This is a genomic window from Paenibacillus sp. FSL R7-0345 (genome assembly GCF_038595055.1).
Lineage (GTDB): Bacteria > Bacillota > Bacilli > Paenibacillales > Paenibacillaceae > Paenibacillus_AQ.
Window position 1 is genome coordinate 2332960 of record NZ_CP152002.1, and the last position, 24837, is coordinate 2357796.

Consider the following 24837-nt stretch of genomic DNA (forward strand, 5'->3'; position numbering starts at 1 on the left):
GCAAGAATGTGCAATCTGTACTAAAAAGTCCAAACCGCTAAAACCAGCGGGGCAAGATTGTCTTATTGCCGGAATAAGCGGAGATAAGTATGCTACTTGTGTTGATTTTTGGAGTTTTGGCGATTTTCCAATACAAATAGGCAGGTTATGGAGGAGAACGGGAATGAGCATTCAGATGGAGCGTTTGGACCGTGGCCTGGCGGCAGTCAGTACTTCGGAGGGGATATTTATCAGCTGGCGGCTGCTGGGAAATGAGGTGACTGGTGCTGCAGAGCAGGGCCTGACGGCTGCGGATTTCCGCCTGTACCGTAACGGTGAACTTATTGCGGAAATCACTGACAGCACGAATTATCTGGACCGGTCCGGCAGCAGCGAAAATAAGTACGCGGTGGCCGCAATGATTAACGGGGAGGAACAGGAGCGGTGTGCTGCGACCCGGCCCTGGGAAAATCCCTATCTGGAGATTCCGCTGCAGAAGCCGGCGGATGGGGTTACACCCGCTGGTCAATCTTATACTTACAGCGCCAATGACATGAGTGTAGGTGATGTGGATGGTGACGGGGAATACGAATATATCGTCAAATGGGACCCGTCAAATGCCAAGGATGTTTCCCATGTAGGCTATACAGGCAATGTGTATCTGGATTGTTACAAGCAAAACGGGACACTCCTGTACCGGGTCGACCTGGGCGTCAATATCCGGGCAGGCGCGCATTATACACAGTTTCTGGTTTATGACTTTGACGGTGACGGTAAAGCCGAGCTGATGTTCAAAACGGCTCCGGGTACGCGGACCATCCGTTACAAGGACGGCTCACCTGTGTCTGAAGCATTCATTACGCTGCTGCCCGAGGATGAAGCTGCCGGGTACAGCCATGACGATGATTACCGGATGAACGGAGCCGCTTATGCGGAGCATGTGGCAGATCTGTTCGAGGGCTGGCATGAACATGAGGAGGTAACAGCCGGGCACTGGCCGGCTACACTGGAGGAGTGCTTCGGTATTGCCCCCAAGTTTAAATATCCGCTGTCCAGAGAGGAGGCGGTGCGGCTCGCGGATTATTTTCTCGATGAGTATGCCCCTTCAAGAAGCGGACGCAACAAGCTGCGTGAGTTCGAAGGCTTTATTCTAAAAGGGCCGGAGTACCTTACAGTCTTCAGCGGCGAAACAGGAGCAGAACTGGCGACAATCCGCTACAAGCCGGGACGCCATGATGACGGGCTGATGTGGGGGGATTATTCCTGGAACCGGATTGAGCCGGGGAACCGGGTCGACCGTTTTCTGGCGGGAGTGGCATACCTTGATGGTAAAAAGCCTTATGCATTGTTTGCCCGCGGATATTATACCCGGGCTACAATGGCCGCGTACAGCTGGGATGGACAGGAACTGAAAGAAATCTGGTACACCGACAGCGGCTGGGTTACGATGAACAATCCATTTGCCGACACGCTGCATCTTCAGGACGGCCGGAATCCCGGCTTTGGCAGTCTGGCTAAGCAGGGCGCCCATGCCCTTTCCACCGCCGATGTAGACGGGGACGGCTGCCAGGAGATCATCTACGGGTCAGCTACAATTGACCATGACGGCAGCATCCTGTACAGCTCAGGCGGAACTCTGCCGGAGGGGAGCGCAGCTCCCGGTGAATACGCCAAACTGGGCCATGGAGATGCCTTGCATGTCGCGGTGGTCGATCCTGACCGGGACGGTCTGCAGATTTACATGGTTCATGAAGAGGGCATTCACGGCCCGTACGGATATACGCTGCGGGATGGAGCGACCGGAGAGGTGCTGTTTGGCGGTTTTGCCAAAGAGGATGTCGGCCGGGGTATGATCGGCAAAGTAGATCCGCACGTGCCCGGTCTGCAGACCTGGTGCAGCGAAAGCCATCTGGCCCATGAGCCTTCCAGGGGACTGCGCTCAGCCAAAGGTGAACAGCTGGATGAGCTGGCTCCGGGTACTAACATGAATATCAAGTGGGCGGCAGATATGACGACCCAGTTCATCAGCGGCACTTTCGACGAACCGGTTACCATTGAAGACTGGAAGCAGGGCACGCTGCTGACAGCGGAGGGCACGCGTTCCAACAATGGTACCAAGGGCAATCCTTGTCTGGTCGCAGACCTGTTCGGAGACTGGCGGGAGGAGCTGGTCGTGCGCATGGCAGACAGCTCGGCGATCCGCATTTATATGAATACAGAGGTGACAGACCGGAAGCTGTATACCTTGATGCATGATCCGCAGTACCGGACAGGAGTGGCCTGGCAGAACGTAGTGTATAATCAGCCTTGCTACACCAGCTTCTATCTGGGCACGGACATGAACTGGGCCAAGGTTCCGGTTCCCGATCTGGAGCTGCGGTAAATGAATCAAACGGGGAGCAATCAGCCTGGCGGCTGTAAGCTCTCCGTTTTTTTTGTACGTATAACTGACTCTATAAGTCAATAAAGCCTGCGGGTTAATGTCCAGAACAGCAGAGCTGCCACACTGACAACTGCTCCCAGCAGGCTCACCCCGCTCCAGCCGGCGTAATTATAGATGCTGGTTGAAGTGATGGACCCGGCAGCGCTGCCGATGGAATAAAAAATCATGTATCCGGCGGTAAGTCTGCTGCGCGCTTCAGGACGTACTCTAAAGATCAGGCTCTGGTTAGTGACATGTACGGCTTGTACCGCAAGATCAAGTATGATAATACCGAATATTAATGCGATGAGCGAATGCCGGGCATAGCTGATCGGCAACCATGAGACCAGCAGCAAGGCCAGAGCTGTGCCGGTGGTCCGTTGTCCCAGGCCGCGGTCAGCGAGCCGGCCCGCCCGCGCTGCGGCGAGTGCACCGGCAGCACCGGCGAGGCCGAACGCGCCGATTGCAGTATGAGAAAGGGAAAGCGGCGGAGCGCTCAGCGGGAGTACCAGTGAAGTCCACAAGATACTGAATGCGGTAAATATCAGGAGGGCTAATACAGCGCGGATACGCAGAACAGGCTCCTGTACAAACAGCATAAGCAATGAATGAAGCAGCTGCAGATAGGACAGTGTTTCTTTTGTGTGCTCGTGGCGGGGCAGTACCCGAAATAATAGACCTGTCATAATCAGGGTCAGTCCTGCGGATACCAGATAAACGGAACGCCAGCCAGCAAGATCAGTCAGTAAACCTGCAAAGGTACGCGCAAGCAGGATACCTATTACAATTCCGCTGGTTACCAGACCCACGGTCTGTCCGCGTTCAACCGGAGAGGACAGGGCTGCTGCGAACGCAACGAGCGTCTGGGCAACTACAGCAAGCAGCCCCACTACTGCTATGCCTATAAACAGAACTATGGCGGATGAGGCAGTACCGACGAGAATCAGGGCCAGCACGGATACAAGCATTTGACCGGTAATCAGGCGGCGCCGGTTAACCAAATCCCCGAGCGGCACCAGCAGCAGCAGACCCAGAGCGTAACACAGCTGGGTAATTGTAATGACAATACCTATGGAGGAAGGCGTGATCCCGAACTCACCTGCAAGGGTGTCCAGCAAAGGCTGCGCGTAATAAATGTTGGCAACAGCAAGTCCGCAGGTCATGGCAAATAAAAGGGCGAGCGGCCGGGGCATAGAGGCAGACGAAGGTGCTTTCTGTACTGAATCGGTTTCTGCATCTGTAAATTCTGTCATGCTGGCGATCAAAAGGTTATGACGTTTGTGCATACTGATCATTATCACTCCTTAGCATATAATAACATACTGATCGGTATGTTATTGTTTCGCTAACTATAATGGAACACCATTTATTTTGTCAATGACTGTTATCTAATCTTAATTAAATCAAGAGATTACCTTGACATAATAAACACGAAATACTACCTTTATTACATACCATTCGATATGAAAAGAGGGGTTAGATGGCAAGGCTACGGGAGTTTGACGAGGAAAAGGCCTTGGATGCAGCGCTGCAGCTGTTCTGGGAAAAGGGATTCGAAGCTACCTCATTAAGCGATTTGACATCAGCAATGGGGATTCAGCGGCCAAGCATATACTCAGCCTTCGGGGACAAAAAAGCATTGTTTGAAGCAGCGCTGCGGAAATACACGCGTTCTCATGCAGCGGACGTCCGGGCCAGGTTTCAGAATCATTCTTCGGTCAGGGAAGAATTCCGGACTTTTTTTGAAAATCTGGTGGAGACAGAGTACAGTCAGTCTACAAGCCGGGGATGCTTTTGCATCAATACGATGGTGGAGCTTTCGCCGCATGACGAGAAGTTTGAAATCCTGACAAGAGAACATCAAATGTATCTCTCGGTTATTTTTGAGGAAGCAATTGAACGGGGGCTGCAATCGGGTGAGCTGGACGACAGTGTAAATGCCAAGTCTCTGGCTCAGACTCTGACTGTATCCCTGATAGGGCTGACTGTACTTATGAAATCCCGTCCTGAACGGTCATTTGTTGATAATGCAGTGACAGTAACTCTTACATTGCTTAAGCCAAAATCGTACAGGAATTAGATGTAGAGAGCACCAGCCGGGCATTCCAGTTCATGCAAAAAAAGACTGCGCCCTTATGAGAAGGGGCAGCCTTTTTGCACATTATTTAACTGCGGGACCGGGTTGCTAAGCTAACAATTAAGACTAGCTATGCTCTGCAATCTGTACCTCAAAGCCGTCCGGGTCCAGCACATAAAAGAACCGCAGATGCGGGTTCGGCGAGATGGGGCCGCGGGCGACCGGGATGCCGTGACTGCTCAATTCTTCGATGGCATCGTCCAGTGACTCTGCTTCAAAGCCGACAGATACGCCGGATTCCGGTTTCAGTGCAGGCTCACTTCCCTGAATCAGCTCAATCTTGGGCTGCCCGTCTCGGCCTAACATCACAATCTGTCTGCCTCTGCTTTCAAATTGCCGTTCAATGGGAAGACCGAGAATCCCGTGATAGAAATGAAGGGAGGCCTCCAGATCGCGGACTCGAAGTGTAATCCAATTCAGGCTTAAGTTCATAAGACAGTTTCCTCCTCAATGTAGTTTGATAAATACCTCAAGTTTACTATGTTTAAATAAAATAAAAAAACAGTTGACATTACTCTCACCGCGAGGTATATTATAAGAGTTCCTTTTGAGAGCAATATTCAATACAGATTACATGATATGGACTCTTAGCTCAGTTGGTAGAGCAGTAGACTCTTAATCTATTTGTCCAGGGTTCGAGCCCCTGAGAGTCCATCACACAGAGAACGGCAGCGATGCCGTTCTTTTTTTATTTAGTTAAACACTAAGAGAGCGTCTCCTTAACCAACAGGAGGCGCTCTCTTTTATGCACAAATTATCTAGTCTCCAGATAAGCAATACCCAGTGCTCCGGTTACCGGATTACGATAGGTTTCGCAGGCTACGTCGAAGACCTGGCCGATCAGCTCTTTTGTCAAAATGTCCTCGGGCTTGCCGCTGGCGGCAACCTGTCCCTGCTTCATCACATACAGATAATCGCAGTATTCGGCAGCAAGTGTAAGGTCGTGGAGTGCGGCGAGGATGCCGATGTCCAGCTTTTTGACAATGTTTAGAATCTGCAGCTGGTATTTAATGTCCAAATGGTTGGTCGGCTCGTCGAGAATCATGAATTCCGGCTGCTGGGCCAGCACACGCGCCAGAATGACACGCTGCTTCTCACCGCCTGAGAGGGAGTTATAGCTGCGATCTGCATGCCCCTCCAGACTAACCTTGCGCAAGGCCCCGTTAACAATGTCCTGGTCCTGCTTATTGTCGTTCTCCAGCATCCCCTTATGCGGGGTCCGGCCCATCGCGACCATCTCACGTACAGTAAAATCAAAGCTCAGCTCATTGAACTGGCCAACAACGCCGAGCTTTTGCGCAACAAGCTTAGGGCTTGCCTTAATGACATCCAGATCAGCGAGAAAGACATCGCCCTGCTTGGGCTTGATGACTTTATAAATGCTTTTCAGAAGCGTGGATTTCCCGCAGCCGTTTGGTCCGATCAGGCCGACAAATTGCTTGTTACGGACCTTGAGCGATACATCCTTGACAATATTGATATTGGAAAAAGAAACCGTCAGATGTTCAACGTTTAAATTCATTATGATTTGCCTCCAAACGCGTAGCCTTTTTTGACCAGCATGTACATGAACATCGGTGCACCAATCAGGGCGGTGATAATCCCGATCGGCAGCTCCACATTCGGAACAATGGTCCGGGCGATAACATCTGTCCAGATCATGAAGATTGCCCCGAACAGAATGGAAGCCGGAAGCAGTCTGCGGTGGTCTGAGCCGACAAGTCCCCGGACCAGATGGGGGATAATCAGGCCGACGAAGCCGATCATTCCGCAGCTGGCGACCATGATACCGGTGATCAGGGCGGTGAGAATCATATAGGCTCTGCGGTATGCGCTTAAGGAAATTCCCAGCGTGACAGCAGCTTCATCACCAAGCAGCATGGCGTTCAGGGCGCGGAACTGCATCAGGAAGAATAAAGCGGCTACAGTGATGGATACGGCAATCAGCGGCAGCTTATCCCAGCTTGAGGCGGCCAGGCTGCCCATAGTCCAGAAGGTAACGGTTTTGATGCCTTCGGCATTGTTGGCGAAATAGACAATAAAGTTGGCAAAAGCGGTACATAACGCGTTTATGACCATACCGGCGAGCACAAGCTTGACAGAGGTCATTTTGCCGCCGGCATTGGCCAGGAGCAGTACAAGCAGGGAGGCGCCAACGGCACCGGCAAAGGCCCAGAAGGCTACGCCCGTCTGCCCGAGAAAACCCATAGTCCCAAAGCCGACAAGAATGGCGAAGGTTGCACCAAGCGACCCGCCTGAGGAAATACCTAGTATGTATGGATCAGCGAGCGGATTCTGTACAGCAGCCTGCATGATGGTACCGCACAGCGTAAGACCGGCACCGATGAACAAGGCCATAAGCACGCGCGGGAACCGGATTTTCCAGATGATATCTACAAAAGATCCGGAGGTCAGATCCTGTACGTTCCCGATTTGGATGCCTGTAATCTGATGGAGCAGAATCCGGTAGGATTGCGAGACGGGAATTTCTACTTGTCCAAAGGACACCGCTGCACCGGCAGACAGGACCGTAATGACCAGCAGCACGATAATAATAGCAGTGAATCCGTAACGACTGTTGATGATCGATTGCTTGGATGCCGGCTGCGCGGCTATCTCGGTTTGCATGACATTCATAGAGACTCCTTAATTATAGAGTTTTAATTTAAAATATACCGTATGATGAGAATCATTGTCAATGAGAATTATTATCATTGACAACTGCCCCAGCTTTCTATATTCTACGATTGTATTCCTTGCAGGACGGTAGGTTATACTGGCCCTGGCAAGGCTGTTTACCAGATATATAGAAAAGGGGATAGGAATAATGAAAAAAGGATTAAAAACGTTTATGCCGCTGCTGGCGGTTTTGCTGCTGGTAGGGATTCTTTCAGCTTGTTCATCTAACACGAAGAATGAGAACGCTTCTGCTGCTACAGCAGCACCTGCAGCGAATACAGCTGCTGAGGCGACTGAGGCTCCTACTGCTGCTCCAAGCACAAGCACGGTATATCCGCTGACTATTGAGAATTACTCGAATAACGGTGAAGGCACCGAATGGACAGCCAAATCCGTAACTTTTGACAAGGCGCCTGAGAAAGTGGTAGCCAATACCCAGGGAGCCGCTGAGCTTTTGATTAAGCTGGGCTTGACTGACAAAATGGTAGGTGTTGCTGCCCTGTATGGTGCAGGTGATCCTTCTGTCCAGGAAGAGTTCAAGAAGATCCCTGTAATCTCTGAAAACTATGCCAGCAAAGAGCTGGTTGTCGGAGCAAGTCCGGACCTGGTAATGGGACGTGCCGACCTGTTCGCTGATGCGGACTGGGGTGTAGGAACGGTTACGGGGTTGAACGAGCTGGGTATCCAAACCTATCTGCAGAATACCAGCGTAAAGGGTGCCACCCTGGAAAGCCTGTACAAGGATATCGAGCAGCTTGGTCAAATCTTTGATGTACAGGAAAATGCTGCTGCTTATATCGATGAACTGAAACAGCGTGCACAGAAGATTAAAGATGAGTCAGCTGGGAGCAACGCAAAAACGTTCGCTTATGTATCCGACGGCGGAAACGGAGCCATTGCCATTTACAGCGGAAATATTGATACATTTGCCGGCGATGTGCTGAGCCTGCTGGGCATTACTAACAGCTTCGGCGATGTTACCGGCGACGTCAGCAAAGAACAGCTGCTTGCTACTAACCCTGATGTGCTCTTGCTCTCCGTCTACACCGGCGGGGTTGATCCGCAGGAGACCCTGAAAGCTTTCTATGCTGACCCGTCGCTGCAAAGCCTGACGGCCATCAAGAATAAAGCCATCTACCTGATCGACTTCAACCAGTTCTGGGGCTACAGCTACTCTATCTTTGACGGGGCTGAGAAGCTGCTGTCCGATATTTTGGCTAACCAGTAAAACGTTAAATCTATGAAAGCAGGCCAGGCAGCGCAATAGCTGCCTGACCTGCTTTTTGCTGTGGCTGGGAGCCTAGTAAATATTAATTTTGAATGTTCAGCAATTTAGAGATAGAATGATGAAATAGTAAAAATGATAGTGATATTACAACAGCTTGGGGGAACAGATTCATGGAACTGGGAATCAGTACATTTGTGGAGACCACACCGGATGTGGTTACAGGGGAAACAATGAGCCACGCAGAACGGCTGCGTGAAGTGGTAGAGGAGATCGTGCTGGCTGACCAGGTCGGGCTGGACGTGTATGGTGTCGGGGAGCATCACCGGCCGGATTTTGCAGCTTCATCTCCGGCAGTAGTAATGGCGGCAGCAGCCAGCCTGACGAGCAAAATCCGCCTGACGAGTGCCGTTATGATTCTGTCATCGGCTGATCCGGTGCGTGTCTATCAGGATTTTGCCACCTTGGACGGTCTGAGTAACGGACGGGCTGAGATTATGGTCGGCCGGGGTTCATTTGTTGAATCGTTCCCGCTGTTCGGCTGTGATCTGAAGGACTATGAAAGTTTATTTGATGAAAAGCTGGACCTTCTAATGAAGCTTCAGCACTCTGAGCGGGTGACCTGGGAAGGCAAGCACAGACCCGCTATACATAACCTAGCAATCTACCCCCGTCCGGTACAGGACCCTCTGCCGGTCTGGATTGCCAGTGCAGGCAGCCCGGAATCTGCGGTACGCTCCGGAGCACTCGGTCTGCCGTTTGCGCTGGCGATGATTGGTCCTGTCCGCCCGCTGGATTTTGCCTCGCATGTGAAGCTGTATAAAGAAGCGGCAGCAGCCGCCGGGCATGACCTCACAAAGCTGCCAATTGCGGCGCATGCCCATGGCTTTGTAGCGGAGAGTACGCCGCAGGCAATCGGGCAGTTCTTCCCGTCGACCTTTGCCAGAACTAACGTGCGGGCGGTTGAGAAGAATCTGCCCCCGTATACCCGCGCTGATTATGATGCGGCAGTCAGACCGGAAGGCGCGTTATTCGTCGGCGATCCCCGGACCGTCGCGGACAAAATCATTCAATTACGCAAAGAAGTCGGAATCACCAGATTCCTGCTGCACGTCCCGCACGGCACCATGCCCCATGCCGAGGTGATGGAATCAATCCGGCTGCTTGGAACAGAGGTGGCTCCGCTGGTACGTGAGGAAATTGCGCGCTGGGAGGAGAATCTGTAGGGTAAAGGAGGTTGTCCAATGACAGAGCGTATCCCCTGTAAAAGTGAAGGCTGCAGCGCGACCATTCTTCCGGCTACCTTTCAGAAAACCGGCGGCTACTGCATGCCCTGTGTACAGGTTAAAGAGCGGGATGAGCGGCAGGCGTATATTTTGCAGCACCGTAAAACAGTAGATTTGTATGCAGGGGTTACAGACCCCGTTGAGGTACTGAAGATTATGCACGCATCCAGGCCGCATGATCCGTTAATGGTGTACGCGCCGTACAAAACCGGCAAGGAGGAGCTGTATAGCTCTCTTTCCGGGGAGGATGCAGGCCGGATGGAGGCTTATGCTGTTGAGCTGCTGCAGGCAGGTGATGAAGATACGTGCACCGAGGTTCTGATGTCGCTGGCCTGTTACAATAACAGGCTGCTGAGCGGCACGGGAACTCTTGCTGAGCTACTGCGCAGAGAAGTATATCATCCAGGTTTTTTGTATAAAGATGCACCTGCTGATATCCGGGATTTGCTGCTGGAGCAGGTCGATACAGACGCGGAGCACCGTAATTTCCTGCTGCTGGCTTTAAGCTGGATTGGAGACGAGGTTGTCGTTCAGCGTTTCAGGGATTGGCGGGAGCAGGCACCGGATTGGGCGGATGAGCTCTATGCCGCACCTGAGAAGTATGCTAATGAAGCCGGATGGGAGCTGACTGCGGAGGGGGAACGGCGGGATTTATTTTACCGGAATAATTATGCTGTTGAAAACCCCCCCCCCTCTTCTGCTGCAGTATACCCGGACGAACCGGCTGGAAGTTTTCTCTCTGAGAGCGGTCACCGTTGTGAGTGGTGCGGGAATCCGCTTACCATGCTTATGGATATTCATGCAGAACACACTGCGGTAAAACGTCTGCCTGTTATCGGGCAAAGGCTGCAAGTGCAGACCTGCATTATATGCAGCTGCTACGGCCCGGTATATATGGAGCTGGATTCCATGCATGGAGCACGTTGGAGTGCTTTTAACCAAAAACCTGATTATTTACCTGAGAGTGACCCGAATGAGGAGAGCCGGGAGTACCTGTCTGCCGGAAAGCAATTCCGGATAGCAGAGAAGCCGAGGAATACCTATTATGCCGCTGAGTGGACACTGGAGCCGTGGGCCTCGCAGCTTGGCGGGTATCCGACCTGGATTCAGGATGCGGAGTATCCGGTGTGCCCCTGCTGCTCGCAGAGCATGCATTTTATCGGACAGCTGGATTGGGAAGCCGTAGAGAAGTATGGGGAAGGAATCTATTATATGTTCTTATGCCCGGAAGGCCGGATGTCCGCCACGCTGTTTCAGCAGTCCTGATCTGTTTACGGACCGGTTAATGATCTGGAATTATCCTGCCTAACACTATCTTTTCCAGGTAAAATAACGGGCGTTCCTCCTTAGCTCCTTCGACCTCAGATTGACCGCCAGCTCCTCCATTGCTGATAGGCTTGCTACACTGCACAACAGGCAGGCGGTCACCGTCAGCCCAAGCAGATTGTAGAGAAAAGGGAAGCAGAACAACAGCAGTCCGGTTGCCTTATTAGCGTAAGTATGGATAAACGCCAGAGCGCGGTATCTTAACCAGCCGGCCAGTAACGAAGCAAAGCGGATGATTGCGATCCCGGCTATCCAGCCTATCGTCCACAGGGGTAACCGCAGGAGCGGAAGGAAGACCATCAGCAGCACGCCTATAAAAAAGGCATCGGCTACACTGTCCAGACTCGCGCCAGCTTCGCTGGCGCTGTTTGTTTTGCGGGCAATATAGCCGTCAAGCGCATCACTCGCCCCGCACAGGGCATAGACGGCAAGGAACAGGCCGGATAAGGGCTCAATAAACAGCAGGCCGAGTGAGCCGGTCATCCGCATGACAGTAAGCATGTTGGGGATATGTCTGATCATGGCGCCTCCAGATACGAATATTGATGTGCCGAAGTTTTTTTTATTTTGCAAATGCTGCTCATCTTAGGGAACGGTGGGGACTTTTATTATATCTGAGCCTGCTGCTTCTGTGATAGGGTAAAATTAACAATAATGGATACGGGTTGGTGAAAGCGTGCGCGGACTAAATGAGAGTTTAAAAGGAAATCCCTTATTTGCCGGGGCTGAATTCAGTAAGCTGAAGATAAGGCTGTACATGCTGGTACCGCTGTATTTTGTATTATGGATGGGGAGCCTGACTGCAGGGCGGTGGGTTTATTCAGGAGCTTCGTATGGGCTGATTCAGGTTTTTGGGCTGGGTGAAGGCGCGGTTCAGGTGTACCGGAAGGTTGTCGTATGCGGTATACAAGTGATTTTATTCTGCTTATGGATCATTATGATCGAAAAGCGTCCGCTCAGGTCGGCGGGATTCCCCGCAGTAAAACCGTTTAGAGTCTATTGGACAGGGTTCCTCATCGGGTTCGGTGCGATTTCAGCGGTAACTGCAATATTACTGGGTATGGGTATGGTGCAGGTGGAAGCTTATCATTGGGCATCCTTTATACCGCTGGCAGCTGTTATTGCTCTCGGGTGGATGGTTCAGAGTGCGGCGGAGGAGCTGGCTGTCAGGGGCTGGCTAATTCCCATGCTGGCAAAGGAAAGCTCACCGGCCTTTGCGATAATATTGTCATCGGTTATATTCGGGATCTTTCATCTGTTCAGCTCCGGGGTTACGGTGTTATCTTTTATTAATCTGATCTTGTCAGGCTTGTTTTTTGCCGGTTATGCGGTTGTTACTAAACATATTTGGGGAGTCTGCGGGATGCATTTTGCCTGGAATGTTACGCTCGGCAATCTTTACGGGTTTCCTGTAAGCGGGTTTCCGGATAACGGGCGGACGCTTGTGGAGATGAGTCAGACGGGTCCTGAACTGTTTACAGGCGGGGCGTTCGGTCCGGAGGGAGGCGTGATTACAACTTTGGTATTGCTGTCGGGGATCATCATTCTGGCAATACTCTGGAATCGGCAGCGGCTACTCTTTACTTCCACGAATTAACATTTTTCTAGTAACATTTGTAACAGTGTTTAATGCTAGAATTTGATAAAAATAGGTTGTAAGCGTTTTTTATAACTGGACTGGGGGAATCTTTGTGAAAAAAGTAACAAAACTAATGCTGGTGGCCGGAATCTCACTGGCACTTGTAGGCGTCGGCAACAGCGGTGCGCTTAACAACGTATCTTCTGCAGCGAGTGCGCCTCTGAAAGTGGGCCGTGTTGAGGCAGCAGCCCATGGTACCAAGTGCTTTACTGTAGCCGTTGCAGTCGTTCAGAACGGCGTAATCGTAGCTGCTTCCCTGGATGACTACCAGTTCCTGAGCACAGATGTGGCAACGGGAGTGCCTAACTCTGACAAGGACTTTGGACAAAACTATAAGGACCCTAACGTCGTGCTGGCTTCCAAAAAAAGCAATTCCAAGTATTACAGCGAACACATGAAGGAAGCGGCAGGCTCCACAGTTGCTTATGACAAGAACCTGGCTGCGATTGAAAAGTTCGCAACAGGCAGAACAATCAAATCATTGGAACAGACACTGACTTACAAATCGGCTGAGCAGGTAGTTGATGCAGTAAGCGGTGCAACGCTTGTAGATACTCACGGCTATCTGAAAGCAATCCTTGATGCAGCCAAGGCTGCTAAATAGGAAACAGTCTCTTGGATGTGCTACACCTTCACAGCAGCAGCTGTGAAGGTGTTTTTGCTTGCCGGGATTAAATCATGAAACACCAGCGGACGCCAAAAGTATCTGCAAACTGCACCATGCACGGACTGTAGAAAACCGGGCCCAGCGGGGTAATGGTTGTGCTTCCGGCCTTGATGCTGTCGTAAGCCTGTTTCAAAGCATCTTCGTGCTCGAATATGGCTACAAGCTCCTGGACTGACTCTGTTGGATAACCGGATGTGCCGCCGTAATCACTAAGCATGATCCGCTGGCCGAGAATGTGCATTTCTGCGTGAATGACAACTGTTTCGGGCTCTTGCCCCGGATCATACATAACCGAATCGGCAGAACTGTGAAAAGCCAGCGAGTATAGCCGGATCGCCTCGTTCGTACGCCCGTTCAAATAGAATTGCGGAATCAGCATCGAAAATCTCCTTCATAGGAATAGTGAGAGTATTAGCAGATAATTCTATAAATATTTTACAGGAAATAGTTTTCACTGTATTGTAAAAAAACGGCATGAGCTAGTATGAAATCGCGCCGCTAAAGGGTTTGTTATACGTGCGCATGTATTCCGGCTGCCGATAGGGTGAGGATTATATTTTAACCTTAGGCTGGATGATGGTATGATAGATAGCGGGGTGAAAATACGAATGAATAATGAGAATGAAACAGTAAATGAAACAGTAAATGAGACAGCAAATGAGGCTGTCAATGAGGAAACAGGCAATAACCCGTCAGGGATGACCGAAGAGAAATGGAATGAGCTGATCAAAGCGGTTCATCATAATGGCATGGTAGCGTTAAGAATGTATTTTAAAGAGGTGCAGAGCCAGATTATTAATCTGGCAGCTTTTGGACCGGTATTTGTATACCATGTGAAGGATGAAGCTGGCGATGTGTATTCGACCGGTTTCTTCCTGCGCGAGCTGGTCAACCGGTTCCAGGCGGACAAGAACCCAGAAGTATGGGTATCCTCCTTCTTCCATGAACTGATGAAGACGAAGGGAGGCCAGCCGCTTCCGAAGCAGCCGGAGAGTGAAGAGGAAGCCAAGGCGGTCATCGACAATCAGGTGATCCCGCTGTGCATCAAGACAGTCGAAGAGGAATTTGCACCTGAGAAGGTGCATGCAGGCCTGGCCTGGAATGAAGAACACGGGCCTGTATTTGAAGCAGGCTTCCCGGCTATTACAGACGGCAACAATGTCTGTGCAATTCCGCTTCAGCTGCTCTTTACACACTTCCAGCTGAACCGTGATCCATCCGAATTGCTGCTTACCGGAATGTACAACATCCGTAAACAGCATGGAATGGAATAGGACGGGCTGAGCACCACCTGCTACAGGTACACGGCAGACTATATTAAGAGAATCTAACGGACCTCAGAGGCGTTATTTGGCGGAATGGGCTCATTTAGCCGGACTAACGGACCGTAGCGCCCTTATTCTCTCTCTGGCGGCCGCTTTTGCGGCGAAAATCTGCAAATAAAGGCCGTGGTGTCCGTTAGCCGGAGAAAAGTGGTATTTTCGCAGGAATAAGGGCTGCTCAGTCCGTTAGAATCCGGTAGAAGGTGCGTGGGTGATGTGGGCGATGGCCGGAGGCTTAAGCCCCGCCGAAACGGCCTGGTTATGAAAGAAACTGAAATAATAGTGTCAGGTGTTTTACCTGATAGTGTCTTGTGTTCTACACAACTGCACATAGACTCGCACAAAGAGACGGCATTAATGCCGTCTCTTTGTGCTGTGTATAGTGCGGAACGGCGGAGTGATAACCCCGCATCCGCGGATCATTACTGGGCGGATAACTCCGCCTTATTGAGCTATCAGAATCCGGTAGAGCAATACCGCTGCTTCAGCGCGGGTGGACAGAGCTGACGGATGGAGCTGGCCTCCGGCATCTCCCTTGATGAAGCCTGCCGCAGTCAATGACGCAATGTCTGAGGCAGCGTAGCCGGCAATACCAGCCTGATCGGTAAAATTACCGGCTGCAAGGATGGCGGCTGCGGAGTCACCCTGCAGAATACCCGCAGCCCTGAGTGCTCTGGCCGTCATGACAAACATATCCTGACGGGAGACCGGATCTTGCGGATAAAAGCTGCCATCCTGCTGTCCATTGACCAGACCATGCAGCTTCGCTGTCATCAGCTCCTCATAGAAGTAATCATCCGGCTGGACATCCGTGAAGCCAGCAGCGGTGCCGCTGCCCGTTCCGGACAGATCCAGCAGCCGGACCAGCAGCAGGGCAAAGTCTGCACGGGTAATGGCTTCTCCCGGCAGGAAGCCGGCGCCGGGTACACCCTGGATAATCCCGCGCGATGCCAGCACTTCGATCTCCTTATTCGCCCAGTGCTGGCTGGAGACATCCCCGAAGGCCGGATGGTGAAGGACAGCAGCATATCGTCCGGCAGGAAGATAGGCAGTGAATACCGCTTGTCTGCCGGCGGCATCATAGCTGCTGTTCACAACAGGCGTAATGCTGCCGCTGCTGCTGACCTGCCAGGCTACGATAAAGGGATAATCGGAGGCAGATAATGCAGCCTGGTAAGGCAGCTTGAGCTCAATTGCCGAGTACAGGCTGTCAGCTCCTGATGCCTTGCCGTCAACCAGAAGCTCATAAGCTATGAGCGGAGAGCTGCCGAGCTTACCTTTGAGCTCAGCAGAAGGTTCAACGGTGTTTATCTTCAGCGTAACCGAATTTGCCCCTGTGAGCTCTGCTGCCCGGAATAGTGTACCCGGCAGCACAAAGCCGGCGATGACGGTATCCACCTCCAGCCGAAGCCGGGAGCTCCCGGCTGTAAAAGCAGCTGCGGGAAGTGTAACTTCATAGGCGCTGATGCCGGAAGCGGCATTCTCCTTCAGCTGGAGCCGGAGCAGCGTGGTGCCGTCAGCCTGGCTCTTAGCCTGATCCAGCGCCTTCTGCAGCACAGCATCTGTCAGCGCTGCCCGGGCAATGCTTTGTGCAGCCGTAACCGGCAATGTGATGCTGACGCTTCCATCCGGCTGTACAGCCGTTACAGCCGGATCGGCAGCAGCTCCGGTACCGCCCGGAATAGCCGGGGCCGGGGTAGGACTCGGACTCGGGGTAGCACTCGGGCTCGGAGATGCACTCGGGCTAGGACTCGGAATAGCACTTGGACTTGGAGTAGCACTCGGACTCGGAGTCTCAACAGGCTCTTCACCGCCGGGCCCGGTATCGCCGAATGGAACGAACTTCAGGAAGTCGCCCCAGACCACGTTCCCGGAGGCGTCTCTTGCATAGGAGCTGACCGGGGTCAGGCTGACAAAGCTGGCATCGCTGAGCTGTCTGCCGGACTTGTTCGCCGATATGGTTCCGTCATACATAAAGTTATTGTCTGCCGCAAGTCCTGCCGGATACTGGTCCTTGGCAATGCTGATGGTCCGGTAGGACAGGAAGCCGTCGATTGTGAAATCCGGCGTGATATGATCATATGTGGTGAAGCTCAAATTGCCGCGCGTATTGTTGAAGCCGATGTTGTTCTCGGCAATAACGCCGGGGTTGCTGTTGCTGGTATAGCCGTACGCCCCGTTGCCGAAAGCAACGGAATTACGGATGATATGATGGACAGAAATGCCTTCACCGCCGAGCTTGAACCCGTTCTTGTCGCCGGCGCCGACAGTTCCGTCTGTCAGATGACCGTTATTAAAGGCGGCGCTGTTCTCAATCAGCACAGGGCCGATTGCCCCGGTTCCCGCCTTGGTGTACAAATCCCACCCGTCGTCGATATTGTTGTATGACAGACAGCCTCTGAACACATTGCCGACCCCGGAGGTCAGCTTGGCCGCGAAGCCGTCGGCATTATTGTCGGAAGGGTCACGGTTATCGAACGAGGAGCTGTTCAGAATCAGATTGTACGACGGCCATTCCGCGATTTCTGCCGCGGTTCCATCTGTCCGGCTGATCTGCAGGCCGGTATCACCGTTGGCATAGAAACGGCTGTTTTCCACGATGTTATGATTTCCGCCTACTGTGAATCCTTTAGTATTGGCAGCGGTGCGGGTGAAATCCAGCCCCTTGATGTGCCAGTAGCTGCCGCTCAGCAGTACGCCTTCTGTCTTTTTGTCAAAATCAAACACCGGCCGTGCACCGGGAGCTGCCTCCAGCACCTTCGGGGCATCCACGGTCCCGTCATTATATTTCTTAATCTCCAGCTTGCTGCTGCGCACATACCGGCCGTCCAGAACGATAATATGCTGTCCGGGCTGCACGAAGTCAATGGCCGTATCGACATCGAGCGGATGCTCCGGTGTACCGTCCCCGTTGCTGGTTCCGGCAGGAGAGACGTAGATCTTGCCGGCTTCAGCAAAGCTTTTCATGGTGACGGTGAAGTTGCGGACGATTTTATCGTAGGAGGTCAGGTACTGGGTATCGTCGGGCAAAAAGCTGATGCTGAAATTCGTGTCCTGCTGTGCCGTAAGTGCAGCCGGAAGCGCAAGCCGTTTGCCGGCATCTGCCTTGATATCCCGGGCAATTACGGTTGAGCCCTGCTTCAGCGTTACGGTTCCACTGACATTCGGCCGCAGAATCAGCTGATAATCAGACTGTGAGGTCCGGCTCAGCGAGAGAATATCAAAAGCCGGCGTAACCGGATTATGCGGCGGATCTACCTTGGGGGCATCTGTTGCCGCCGAGGTGACACTCAGCTGAATGCTGCTGACGTCAATGGTAGCCAGCCGGGCTGTGTAGAAGCCGACATACATTTTGCCGTCCTGCACATTCAGAATATCCGGCGTGAAGAATATCGACTTCTGGCCGTCGTTAAGCTGGCCGGTGAAGCCGCTGTTATTCTTGGATAACGTCAGGCGGTAAGGCGCTGCCGGGAATGTATTGCCTGGAGCAGGCTGCTCATTCTTCAGCATAACGGTCTGGATGCCCTTACTGCCGGCTCCGTCAGACGATTCTACGCCGGTACGTACAAACAGCTGGGTTCCATTGCTGTTTTTGGTGCCGCCGCTGTAGCCGCCGATGGCCGCGATATTGGAAGCAAATACGCTGGAATTGCCTGCTGTGCCGATCACATCCCGGGCCATAATGCCAAAGGACTCCTGGCCGTCATAAGGTGACTTGGCATAAGCCGAGACCTGAATGTCAGCAGACAGTTCGAAGTTATCCTGAGCTGCATCAAGCACGGTGTAATAAAACGTGATGCCGTCGTGATCCTCGGTGACCTTGCCTCCGCCTTCCAGGGCAATCAGCCGGACGGAGCCGTCTTCCCGGACAATTGTCTGATTATTGGCAGCGGATGTAGACTGGCCAAAGTGGATGCTGTTCCATACCGGCTGGGCTGCTTCTCTGACCGTTACGGAGTAGGTAATCGGGTCAATCGAATGATCTGCCGGGATGATCCCGATCTCATACACACCGGCAGCTTTGCTGTTGAACTGGCTTGAATCGAGCGTATAGCTGCTGATCGTTTCCCGGTCCCCGTTATCATACACTTTGGAGACAGCCAGCCCTTCGCTGTCAAAGCTGTCGTTCAGCAGGAAGGTTGTTTGTGGATACGCAGTGACTTCAATACCGGCTAACTGTTTTATTTTCACCTGTACCGGGAAGGTCGCTGTAACGCTCTTGTGAGTCACTGTAAGATTCCTTGTCCCGGGAGCCGACGTATCAAGCGGGGAAACCGTATACTCCTCCTTCATCAGCCGCTGAGACGTCCCGTCACTGTAATACGCATAGAGCACCAGCCCCTCCAGCTTTAATGAATCTCCGATGTAGTAAAGGGTCTGCGCAGGCAGATTGCGGATCTCCAGTTTGCTAAGCGCTGCATCCTCCACCGTAATGTCAAAAGAGGTTGCAACCGCAGGTGTTTCCACCGAAGTAACAGTCACCGTATACGTCCCGGGATCGGTGAACAAAAATGGAGTCTGCTCTGTTAGCGCAACACCATTAATGGAAAGGGAGTAGAGGCTGGCATCCAGTTCCACCACCGCGTTGCTGCCGTTATAGCCGGCCTGCAGGACAAGCCCCTGCGGATCGAAGGCATCACCCGGATAATAAATGGTTTTGGCCGGATAGTATTTGACTGTGAGCGCGGAGACGGATAGCGGAAGAATCTGCAGGGTAATTGACGCAGATGCACCGTTGTAATGAATGGTTACCGTATTTGCTCCGGCTTTGCTGCTGTCAAAGCCTGTAACGATATAGTCAGCCGGTGACAGGACAGCTTCACTATTATCGGAATACAGTGCTTTTACGGTCAGTCCGGTCAAATCGAGCGCTTCCCCGATGTAATAGGAGGTTTTCTGTATTGCACTAGTATCAGCTGTTAAGGCTGTAACTTTTTTGTTCTCTAACACAATTTCAATATCGCTGAAGGCAATCACAGCATCCCTGGCTGTGTACACTCCGGCGAACAAGGTATCGCTGAAAAGGCCGTCCAGCGTAACGGTCTCCGTCTGCCCGCCGGCGCTGAGCTGCAGCGTATTACCGGATTTCTTAATGCTGAGCCCGTATTCTTCACCTGCTGCCGGGGCAGGAATACCGCTGAACGGAGCCAGCTTCACCTGCGACGCTTGTTTATAAAATCCCTTCATCACCTGATCCAGCGCTCCGACTGCGGCATAGCTAGAGGTTGCTACAGCCGGATCGCCGTTCACGCCGATGCTGTCCCGCAGCATCAACCCGAAGGACTTCTGATTAGGCGTACTGATGCTGCTGTCGCTGTTAAACGAAATGACCTTTGCCTTGGCTTTGAGCTCAAAATTGGCCTGGGCAGGGATCTCCCTAAAATAGAAGGAGAGCCCTTCTTCGCTGCCGGAGATTTTTCCGCCGTAGGTTTCCAGTGTCACGGAGGTATCAGTCACGGCAGCGGGCGGCGGATTCTTAAGTGGACTGGTGTTCCCGCCAAATGCGCTGAAGGTCCAGGGTCCAAGCTCAATTGTCTCCTCCTGAAGCAGCTGTACATTACTGAACGTAACCGTGGTGTTCCTTGCGGTATAAAGCCCGGCATATTGAACAGCACCGCCGAAGCCTTCGAGCGTTTTGCTGACACCGTCAAGGGTGAATACATACAGATTTCCGGTTTTCCGGATACTGAGGTCATAATCCTGACCGGCTGCCGGCTTGCTTGCTGTTTCAAACAGATAACCGGTCTTCTGCAGGCTCCCGCCACTCGACTTATAAAACGCTTTCATTTCTTGGTCCAAAGCGCCGACTGCGGTAAAATCCCCTGTGAACGCTCCGGACTGGTTCTCCCACACATTACTGCGCAGCATAATGCCGAACGACACCTGATTATTCGCTGCCCAGGCATCCACATGAGCTGTAGCCTTGAGCTCGAAGTCGGCTGCAGGTTCAAGCTGCTGAAAATAATAAGCGATCCCTTCGGTGCTGCCGGAGATTTTGCCGCGGTCAGCGGAGCTGCGCAGGGTTACGGTAGAATCCGCATTTTCTGTGATACCGAAGTTCGCCGCCGTAATTTTGTCCTGACCGCCCACATCACCGAATACACTGCCTTTCCAGCTGCTGCTGATATTGATCATACCGGCAGCCGGATCAGGGTCAGACACTTCTGCTGCAGAAACGGGCGGCGGAAGCGAGGATGATAATAACAGAATGGATGTGAGTACAGACAGCAAGCGTTTTTTATACAAAACCGGAATCCCCTCCATTTATACCTGTATTCGACCGGCCGGATGGCCTGATCAAGCGAAATTATACCGTACAGCCGAAAAGTGCGGCTACAATCAATAACTCACATCTTGCGGATCAGGGGAAGAATGGTAAAAATGTGAGCTAATGATACGTGGATTACCAGTACAGGACTGCCGCCCGAACGGCCTCTGGAAACAGCTCATATGTTGAATGGATAACAGGAGGGGAGAGAGGGGCAGTGGGAAAAGCGGCGGATCCGCATGTCAATGCAGTTTCTATAATTGTGTGTACGAATCGTCCGGAATTTTTTGATAATCTGCTTACCAATTTTAAGACACAGCAGGTGAAACATAAGGAACTGATTATTATCCTTAACAAAGACACCATGAAGCTGAAGGAGTATCAGAACAGGGTGAGGTCCGACCGGAATATATCTATATACAAGCTGCCTGAGTCGACCTCGCTCGGCCAATGCCTGAATGGTGCTATCACCAAGGCGCGTTATCCGCTGATTGCCAAGTTTGATGATGATGATTACTACTCCCCATATTATCTGAAGGAGCAGATCAGGGAGCTGAACCGGACCCGGAGCGATATTGTCGGCAAGCATGCCTGTCTCGTCTATCTGGAGGCAACCCGCCAGCTGATCATCAGATCGCCGAAGGAGCAGCATAAGCCGGTAGTCTTTTTGCAGGGAGGAACGCTGCTGTTCAGGAAACGGGTGACCAGGCAGGTGCTGTTCCCCGACCGCTCGGTTGGTGAGGATGTTAACTTTCTGAGACGCTGCAAAAGAAAAGGGTTCCGCACGTTTGCCACCTCAACGTATAACTACGTCTATGTGCGCAGATCTGACAAGGGCAGCCACACCTGGCGGGCCAAGGATTATTTTTACCTGAAGGGCAGCGTTCCGGTGGCGGTAACCGGGAATTTCAGGAGCTTTGCTGATAAGAGGCTATAGCTCCGGATTTAGAGTGAGCGAAGATAGTTCAGTAAAAAAAAGAGTCCCGCACTCCGGTTTATTCCGGGGAACGGGACTTTCTGTTATGTCCGCTGTCGCACAACAGACAACAACGCCGGATTACAACGCTTTATCGTCAATCGAATTCAGCCAGCTCTCTATTTCGCCGATGACGGAGCTGACGCAGCCGTCCTTAAACGGTGAGGTGAGACCGGCGAGTTCTACTAGCTCAACGAAAGACTTGCTGCCTCCAGCCTGGCAGAGCTGCAGATAATCGCTCCAGGCCTCGGCAAAGTTCTCGTTCGAACGTTTCCAGAACTGGAATGCGCACAGCTGGGCCAAAGTGTAATCAATATAATAGAACGGGGTACGGAAAATATGCGCCTGCTTGTGCCAAAAGCCGCCCTGTTCCAGATAGCTGTTGCCGTCATAATCACGGTGCGGCAGATATTTCTGCTCAATCTCCCGCCAGGCCTGCTTGCGTTCCTGCGGGGTTGCTTCAGGATTGCTGTAGACAAAATGCTGGAACTCATCAACCGCAACACCATAAGGAACGAACTCCAGACTGCCGGCCAGATGATTGAACCGGTATTTGTCGGCATCCTCTTCGAAGAACAGATTCATCCACGGCCAGGCAAAAAACTCCATGCTCATCGAGTGGATCTCTGCCGCCTCAAAGGTCGGGAAGGCGTATTCCGGCACATTGAGGCTGCGGCTGGAATAGACCTGGAATGCATGGCCCACTTCATGGGTCAGCACATCAATATCCTCGGAGGTTCCATTGAAATTAGAGAAGATGAACGGCGCCTTATATTTGTCAAAAAAAGTGCAATAGCCCCCGAACTGCTTGGAGCTTGTGCTTAACAGATCCATCAGCTCGTTGTCCTGCATAAAACGGAAAAACTCATCCGTTTCCGGCGACAGCTCCTTGTACATTCTGGCGCCATTTGCGACAATCCACTCCGGGTCACCCTTAGGTACAGCGTTGCCGCTGTTAAAGGTCAGCCCTTCATCATAGAACTTCAGAGTGTCCAGCCCCAGCCGTTCACTCTGGCGCTGCTTCAGCTTTCCTGCCGCAGGAACAATGTGCTCAAGCACCTGCTTGCGGAAGTTCGCTACCATATCCGCATTATAATCCGTGCGGTTCATCCGGTCGTAGCCGAGCTCAACAAAGCTGGGATAACCGAGCTTACGGGCCATTGCGGCACGTACGGCAACGAGCTCATCATAAATGCGGTCAAATTCAGCTTCATGTGCCGACATAAAGTCAAATCTGGCCTGAAAAGCGCCTTTGCGCACATCACGGTCCGCCGACTGTTCAAACGGAATGAGCTGTGCCAAGGTGCGCTCTGCACCGGCGAACATGATTTTGGCAGAGGCAAGCAGCTGGGTGTATTCCGTTGACAGCCTGTTCTCCAATTGCATATCTTCAATAATGTCCGGGCTGAACGTACGAAGTGAAATCTCGGCCAGGCTGATCAGCTGTGATCCCCATTCCTGCTCGAATTCCTTTTTGTATCTGGAGTTGACGATAGCCTTATAATATTCCGTTATGTACTCCTGAAAAATCGGGCCAATCTCATCAAAATAATCCTGCTCGGCTTTGTAGAATGCATCCGCTGTATTGATGGAATGGCGGACATAGACAATGTTCTGAAGCGTATCGAATTCGCTGCGCAGCTCATTCAGCGCGATGACCGAAGCCTTCTGCTCCTCCAGCGTATCTGCCTCCAGACCCTTGAGAAGTGAAGTGAACTCCTGCTTGAACCGGTCAAGGTCAGGGCGCTCATAGGGGTACTCTGTAAATTTCATAAAAGAATCAACATCCTTTCTCTGCCAGATGAAGTATATTATACTATGTGGAAGGAAAAACCAACACTCGTAAAATCGCAAACAAATTTACCGGCATGCCGCCTGCATCAGCTCGATCAGATATCCGATCGGAGGGGATAAGTGGCGGTCACGGTTATAGGAATAATAGATCCTCCGCTGGTAATGGTATTCCGGGATAGAGGCCATCATGAGCTTACCGGAGGCTACTTCCTCGGCAACAGCAAGCCGTGAAACGAACGATACATATCTGCCGCCCATCAGTGACTGCTTGATCGCCTCCAGGGAATCGAGCAGCAGAGAGGCATGGGGCTCACAGCCGCAATCCTCGAACCATTTGCTGGTAATCCGGCTGGTGCTGGACTGGCTGCTGTGCAAAATAAAATTGGCTGCTGAAATCTGCGGCGGCGTCAGCCCGGACCGGCCGGCGAATTCATGCGTCGGGGCAAATACAAGCACGAGCTCGTCTTCGCACAAAGACTGGCAATGGAGGCTGGGCAGATAAAAGGATTCGGTTGAGAGAATGCCCAGATCAAGCTCCTGATTGACCAGCATTTCTTTGATCACAGGCGAAGTCTTCACCGACAGCGAGACCGTTATCTCTGGATGCAGCTCACCGAACCGGCAGAGGATTTTAGGCAAAATATAAGTAGCCGGAACGTAGCTGGCCCCGACATTCAGTGTGCTGCGGCCTGCGTGGCTGAATTCCTTCACTACCCGTTCCGCCTCAGTGGCGAGGGCATTGATTTTGACCGCATAATGGAGGAAGGCCCGCCCGCTTTCGGTTAGAATCATTTTATCCATTCTAGGCTCGAACAGCTTTTCCCCCAGCTGCTGCTCCAGATTCTTCAGATGATAGGTTACAGTCGGCTGCTTCAGGCCGAGTACTGCGGCTACTGTGGTTATCTTTTTGTGCTTATGCAAGAGCTCAACAATCTGCAGCTTGATTAAATTCAAATTCATTCCGTTCACTCCCCCGCGCTATTAGCTACAGGTTAACATAGAAAAATTCTATGAATGTTAAAACTGATGCAGCAAAAAGTTAATATCACGCTAACATTCTGCAAATACACGTATGTTGCGGATACTAAGCTGCTTAAATGAAATGAAGGGACTAATT

Annotated in this window: 18 protein-coding genes and 1 tRNA gene; 10 read left to right on the top strand and 9 right to left on the bottom strand. The window is 52.0% G+C overall.

Features of this window, described 5'->3' with window-relative positions; genetic code table 11:
* Positions 1–163: 163 nt before the first annotated feature.
* Positions 164–2362: a rhamnogalacturonan lyase gene (locus NST84_RS09715; protein ID WP_342565382.1), complete on the top strand. Its 2199-nt coding sequence runs from the start codon at positions 164–166 to the stop codon at positions 2360–2362.
* A gap of 77 nt (positions 2363–2439) precedes the next feature.
* Here the strand turns inward: NST84_RS09715 and NST84_RS09720 are convergent, their stop codons facing one another.
* Complete coding sequence (locus tag NST84_RS09720) at positions 2440–3594, bottom strand: MFS transporter (protein WP_342566386.1); 1155 nt, start codon at positions 3592–3594, stop codon at positions 2440–2442.
* Between the two features lie 287 nt (positions 3595–3881).
* Here NST84_RS09720 and NST84_RS09725 point away from each other — a divergent pair, with 287 nt between their 5' ends.
* The gene (locus tag NST84_RS09725) at positions 3882–4481 is read left to right on the top strand and encodes a TetR/AcrR family transcriptional regulator (RefSeq protein WP_342565383.1); all 600 of its coding nucleotides are present in this window, start codon (positions 3882–3884) and stop codon (positions 4479–4481) included.
* A 123-nt stretch (positions 4482–4604) separates the two neighbouring features.
* Here the strand turns inward: NST84_RS09725 and NST84_RS09730 are convergent, their stop codons facing one another.
* Entirely contained in the window at positions 4605–4970 is a 366-nt protein-coding gene (locus tag NST84_RS09730) for a VOC family protein (protein WP_342565384.1), read from the bottom strand.
* A 149-nt stretch (positions 4971–5119) separates the two neighbouring features.
* Here NST84_RS09730 and NST84_RS09735 point away from each other — a divergent pair.
* A tRNA-Lys gene (locus NST84_RS09735) sits at positions 5120–5192 on the top strand.
* Between the two features lie 100 nt (positions 5193–5292).
* On the opposite strand, the gene NST84_RS09740 is transcribed toward NST84_RS09735, so the two are convergent.
* Together NST84_RS09740 and NST84_RS09745 are read right to left on the bottom strand one after the other, a co-directional pair.
* Positions 5293–6060 carry an ABC transporter ATP-binding protein gene (locus NST84_RS09740; RefSeq protein WP_342565385.1) on the bottom strand — a complete coding sequence of 256 codons (768 nt, stop codon included), beginning with the start codon at positions 6058–6060 and terminating at the stop codon, positions 5293–5295.
* Positions 6060–7166 carry an iron ABC transporter permease gene (locus NST84_RS09745; protein WP_342566387.1) on the bottom strand — a complete coding sequence of 369 codons (1107 nt, stop codon included), beginning with the start codon at positions 7164–7166 and terminating at the stop codon, positions 6060–6062. The genes NST84_RS09740 and NST84_RS09745 overlap by 1 nt, the downstream gene beginning before the upstream one ends.
* 199 nt (positions 7167–7365) lie before the next feature.
* Between NST84_RS09745 and NST84_RS09750 the strand changes: the two genes are divergently transcribed.
* From NST84_RS09750 to NST84_RS09760, 3 genes are all read left to right on the top strand, one after another.
* Positions 7366–8445 (top strand): ABC transporter substrate-binding protein, encoded by a 1080-nt coding sequence (locus tag NST84_RS09750; protein WP_342565386.1) that lies wholly within the window; start codon positions 7366–7368, stop codon positions 8443–8445.
* Positions 8446–8615: 170 nt separating this feature from the next.
* Positions 8616–9668, top strand: a complete 1053-nt coding sequence (locus tag NST84_RS09755) for an LLM class flavin-dependent oxidoreductase (RefSeq protein ID WP_342565387.1) — start codon at positions 8616–8618, stop codon at positions 9666–9668.
* An 18-nt stretch (positions 9669–9686) separates the two neighbouring features.
* A complete protein-coding gene (locus tag NST84_RS09760) occupies positions 9687–10994 on the top strand; it encodes a DUF1963 domain-containing protein (RefSeq protein ID WP_342565388.1) in 1308 nt (435 codons plus the stop codon).
* A 45-nt stretch (positions 10995–11039) separates the two neighbouring features.
* Here NST84_RS09760 and NST84_RS09765 read toward each other — a convergent pair whose 3' ends face one another.
* Positions 11040–11576, bottom strand: a complete 537-nt coding sequence (locus NST84_RS09765; RefSeq protein WP_342565389.1) for a CDP-alcohol phosphatidyltransferase family protein — start codon at positions 11574–11576, stop codon at positions 11040–11042.
* Between the two features lie 154 nt (positions 11577–11730).
* Here NST84_RS09765 and NST84_RS09770 point away from each other — a divergent pair, with 154 nt between their 5' ends.
* Positions 11731–12651: a CPBP family intramembrane glutamic endopeptidase gene (locus NST84_RS09770; RefSeq protein ID WP_342565390.1), complete on the top strand. Its 921-nt coding sequence runs from the start codon at positions 11731–11733 to the stop codon at positions 12649–12651.
* A gap of 94 nt (positions 12652–12745) precedes the next feature.
* Positions 12746–13297, top strand: a complete 552-nt coding sequence (locus NST84_RS09775; RefSeq protein WP_342565391.1) for a hypothetical protein — start codon at positions 12746–12748, stop codon at positions 13295–13297.
* A gap of 67 nt (positions 13298–13364) precedes the next feature.
* On the opposite strand, the gene NST84_RS09780 is transcribed toward NST84_RS09775, so the two are convergent.
* A complete protein-coding gene (locus NST84_RS09780; RefSeq protein ID WP_342565392.1) occupies positions 13365–13739 on the bottom strand; it encodes a VOC family protein in 375 nt (124 codons plus the stop codon).
* Positions 13740–13968: 229 nt separating this feature from the next.
* Here NST84_RS09780 and NST84_RS09785 point away from each other — a divergent pair, with 229 nt between their 5' ends.
* A complete protein-coding gene (locus NST84_RS09785; protein ID WP_342565393.1) occupies positions 13969–14634 on the top strand; it encodes a hypothetical protein in 666 nt (221 codons plus the stop codon).
* Between the two features lie 492 nt (positions 14635–15126).
* Here the strand turns inward: NST84_RS09785 and NST84_RS09790 are convergent, their stop codons facing one another.
* Complete coding sequence (locus NST84_RS09790; protein ID WP_342565394.1) at positions 15127–20928, bottom strand: bacterial Ig-like domain-containing protein; 5802 nt, start codon at positions 20926–20928, stop codon at positions 15127–15129.
* Between the two features lie 239 nt (positions 20929–21167).
* On the opposite strand from NST84_RS09790, the gene NST84_RS09795 reads away from it, so the two are divergent.
* On the top strand, positions 21168–21887 hold the full coding sequence (locus tag NST84_RS09795; RefSeq protein WP_342565395.1) for a glycosyltransferase: 720 nt from the start codon (positions 21168–21170) through the stop codon (positions 21885–21887).
* 120 nt (positions 21888–22007) lie between these two features.
* Here the strand turns inward: NST84_RS09795 and NST84_RS09800 are convergent, their stop codons facing one another.
* Together NST84_RS09800 and NST84_RS09805 are read right to left on the bottom strand one after the other, a co-directional pair.
* Entirely contained in the window at positions 22008–23699 is a 1692-nt protein-coding gene (locus tag NST84_RS09800) for a M3 family oligoendopeptidase (protein WP_342565396.1), read from the bottom strand.
* 87 nt (positions 23700–23786) lie between these two features.
* Complete coding sequence (locus NST84_RS09805; protein ID WP_342565397.1) at positions 23787–24680, bottom strand: LysR family transcriptional regulator; 894 nt, start codon at positions 24678–24680, stop codon at positions 23787–23789.
* Positions 24681–24837 lie beyond the last annotated feature (157 nt).

What these genes read in the sequence shown, in the direction of transcription:
- NST84_RS09800 (WP_342565396.1), bottom strand. Translation starts at nt 23,699, where the DNA reads ATGAAATTTACAGAGTACCCCTATGAGCGCCCTGACCTTGACCGGTTC.
- NST84_RS09715 (WP_342565382.1), top strand. Translation starts at nt 164, where the DNA reads ATGAGCATTCAGATGGAGCGTTTGGACCGTGGCCTGGCGGCAGTCAGT.
- NST84_RS09740 (WP_342565385.1), bottom strand. Translation starts at nt 6,060, where the DNA reads ATGAATTTAAACGTTGAACATCTGACGGTTTCTTTTTCCAATATCAAT.
- NST84_RS09765 (WP_342565389.1), bottom strand. Translation starts at nt 11,576, where the DNA reads ATGATCAGACATATCCCCAACATGCTTACTGTCATGCGGATGACCGGC.
- NST84_RS09725 (WP_342565383.1), top strand. Translation starts at nt 3,882, where the DNA reads ATGGCAAGGCTACGGGAGTTTGACGAGGAAAAGGCCTTGGATGCAGCG.
- NST84_RS09745 (WP_342566387.1), bottom strand. Translation starts at nt 7,166, where the DNA reads ATGCAAACCGAGATAGCCGCGCAGCCGGCATCCAAGCAATCGATCATC.
- NST84_RS09730 (WP_342565384.1), bottom strand. Translation starts at nt 4,970, where the DNA reads ATGAACTTAAGCCTGAATTGGATTACACTTCGAGTCCGCGATCTGGAG.
- NST84_RS09780 (WP_342565392.1), bottom strand. Translation starts at nt 13,739, where the DNA reads ATGCTGATTCCGCAATTCTATTTGAACGGGCGTACGAACGAGGCGATC.
- NST84_RS09720 (WP_342566386.1), bottom strand. Translation starts at nt 3,594, where the DNA reads ATGCCCCGGCCGCTCGCCCTTTTATTTGCCATGACCTGCGGACTTGCT.
- NST84_RS09805 (WP_342565397.1), bottom strand. Translation starts at nt 24,680, where the DNA reads ATGAATTTGAATTTAATCAAGCTGCAGATTGTTGAGCTCTTGCATAAG.
- NST84_RS09750 (WP_342565386.1), top strand. Translation starts at nt 7,366, where the DNA reads ATGAAAAAAGGATTAAAAACGTTTATGCCGCTGCTGGCGGTTTTGCTG.
- NST84_RS09755 (WP_342565387.1), top strand. Translation starts at nt 8,616, where the DNA reads ATGGAACTGGGAATCAGTACATTTGTGGAGACCACACCGGATGTGGTT.
- NST84_RS09760 (WP_342565388.1), top strand. Translation starts at nt 9,687, where the DNA reads ATGACAGAGCGTATCCCCTGTAAAAGTGAAGGCTGCAGCGCGACCATT.
- NST84_RS09785 (WP_342565393.1), top strand. Translation starts at nt 13,969, where the DNA reads ATGAATAATGAGAATGAAACAGTAAATGAAACAGTAAATGAGACAGCA.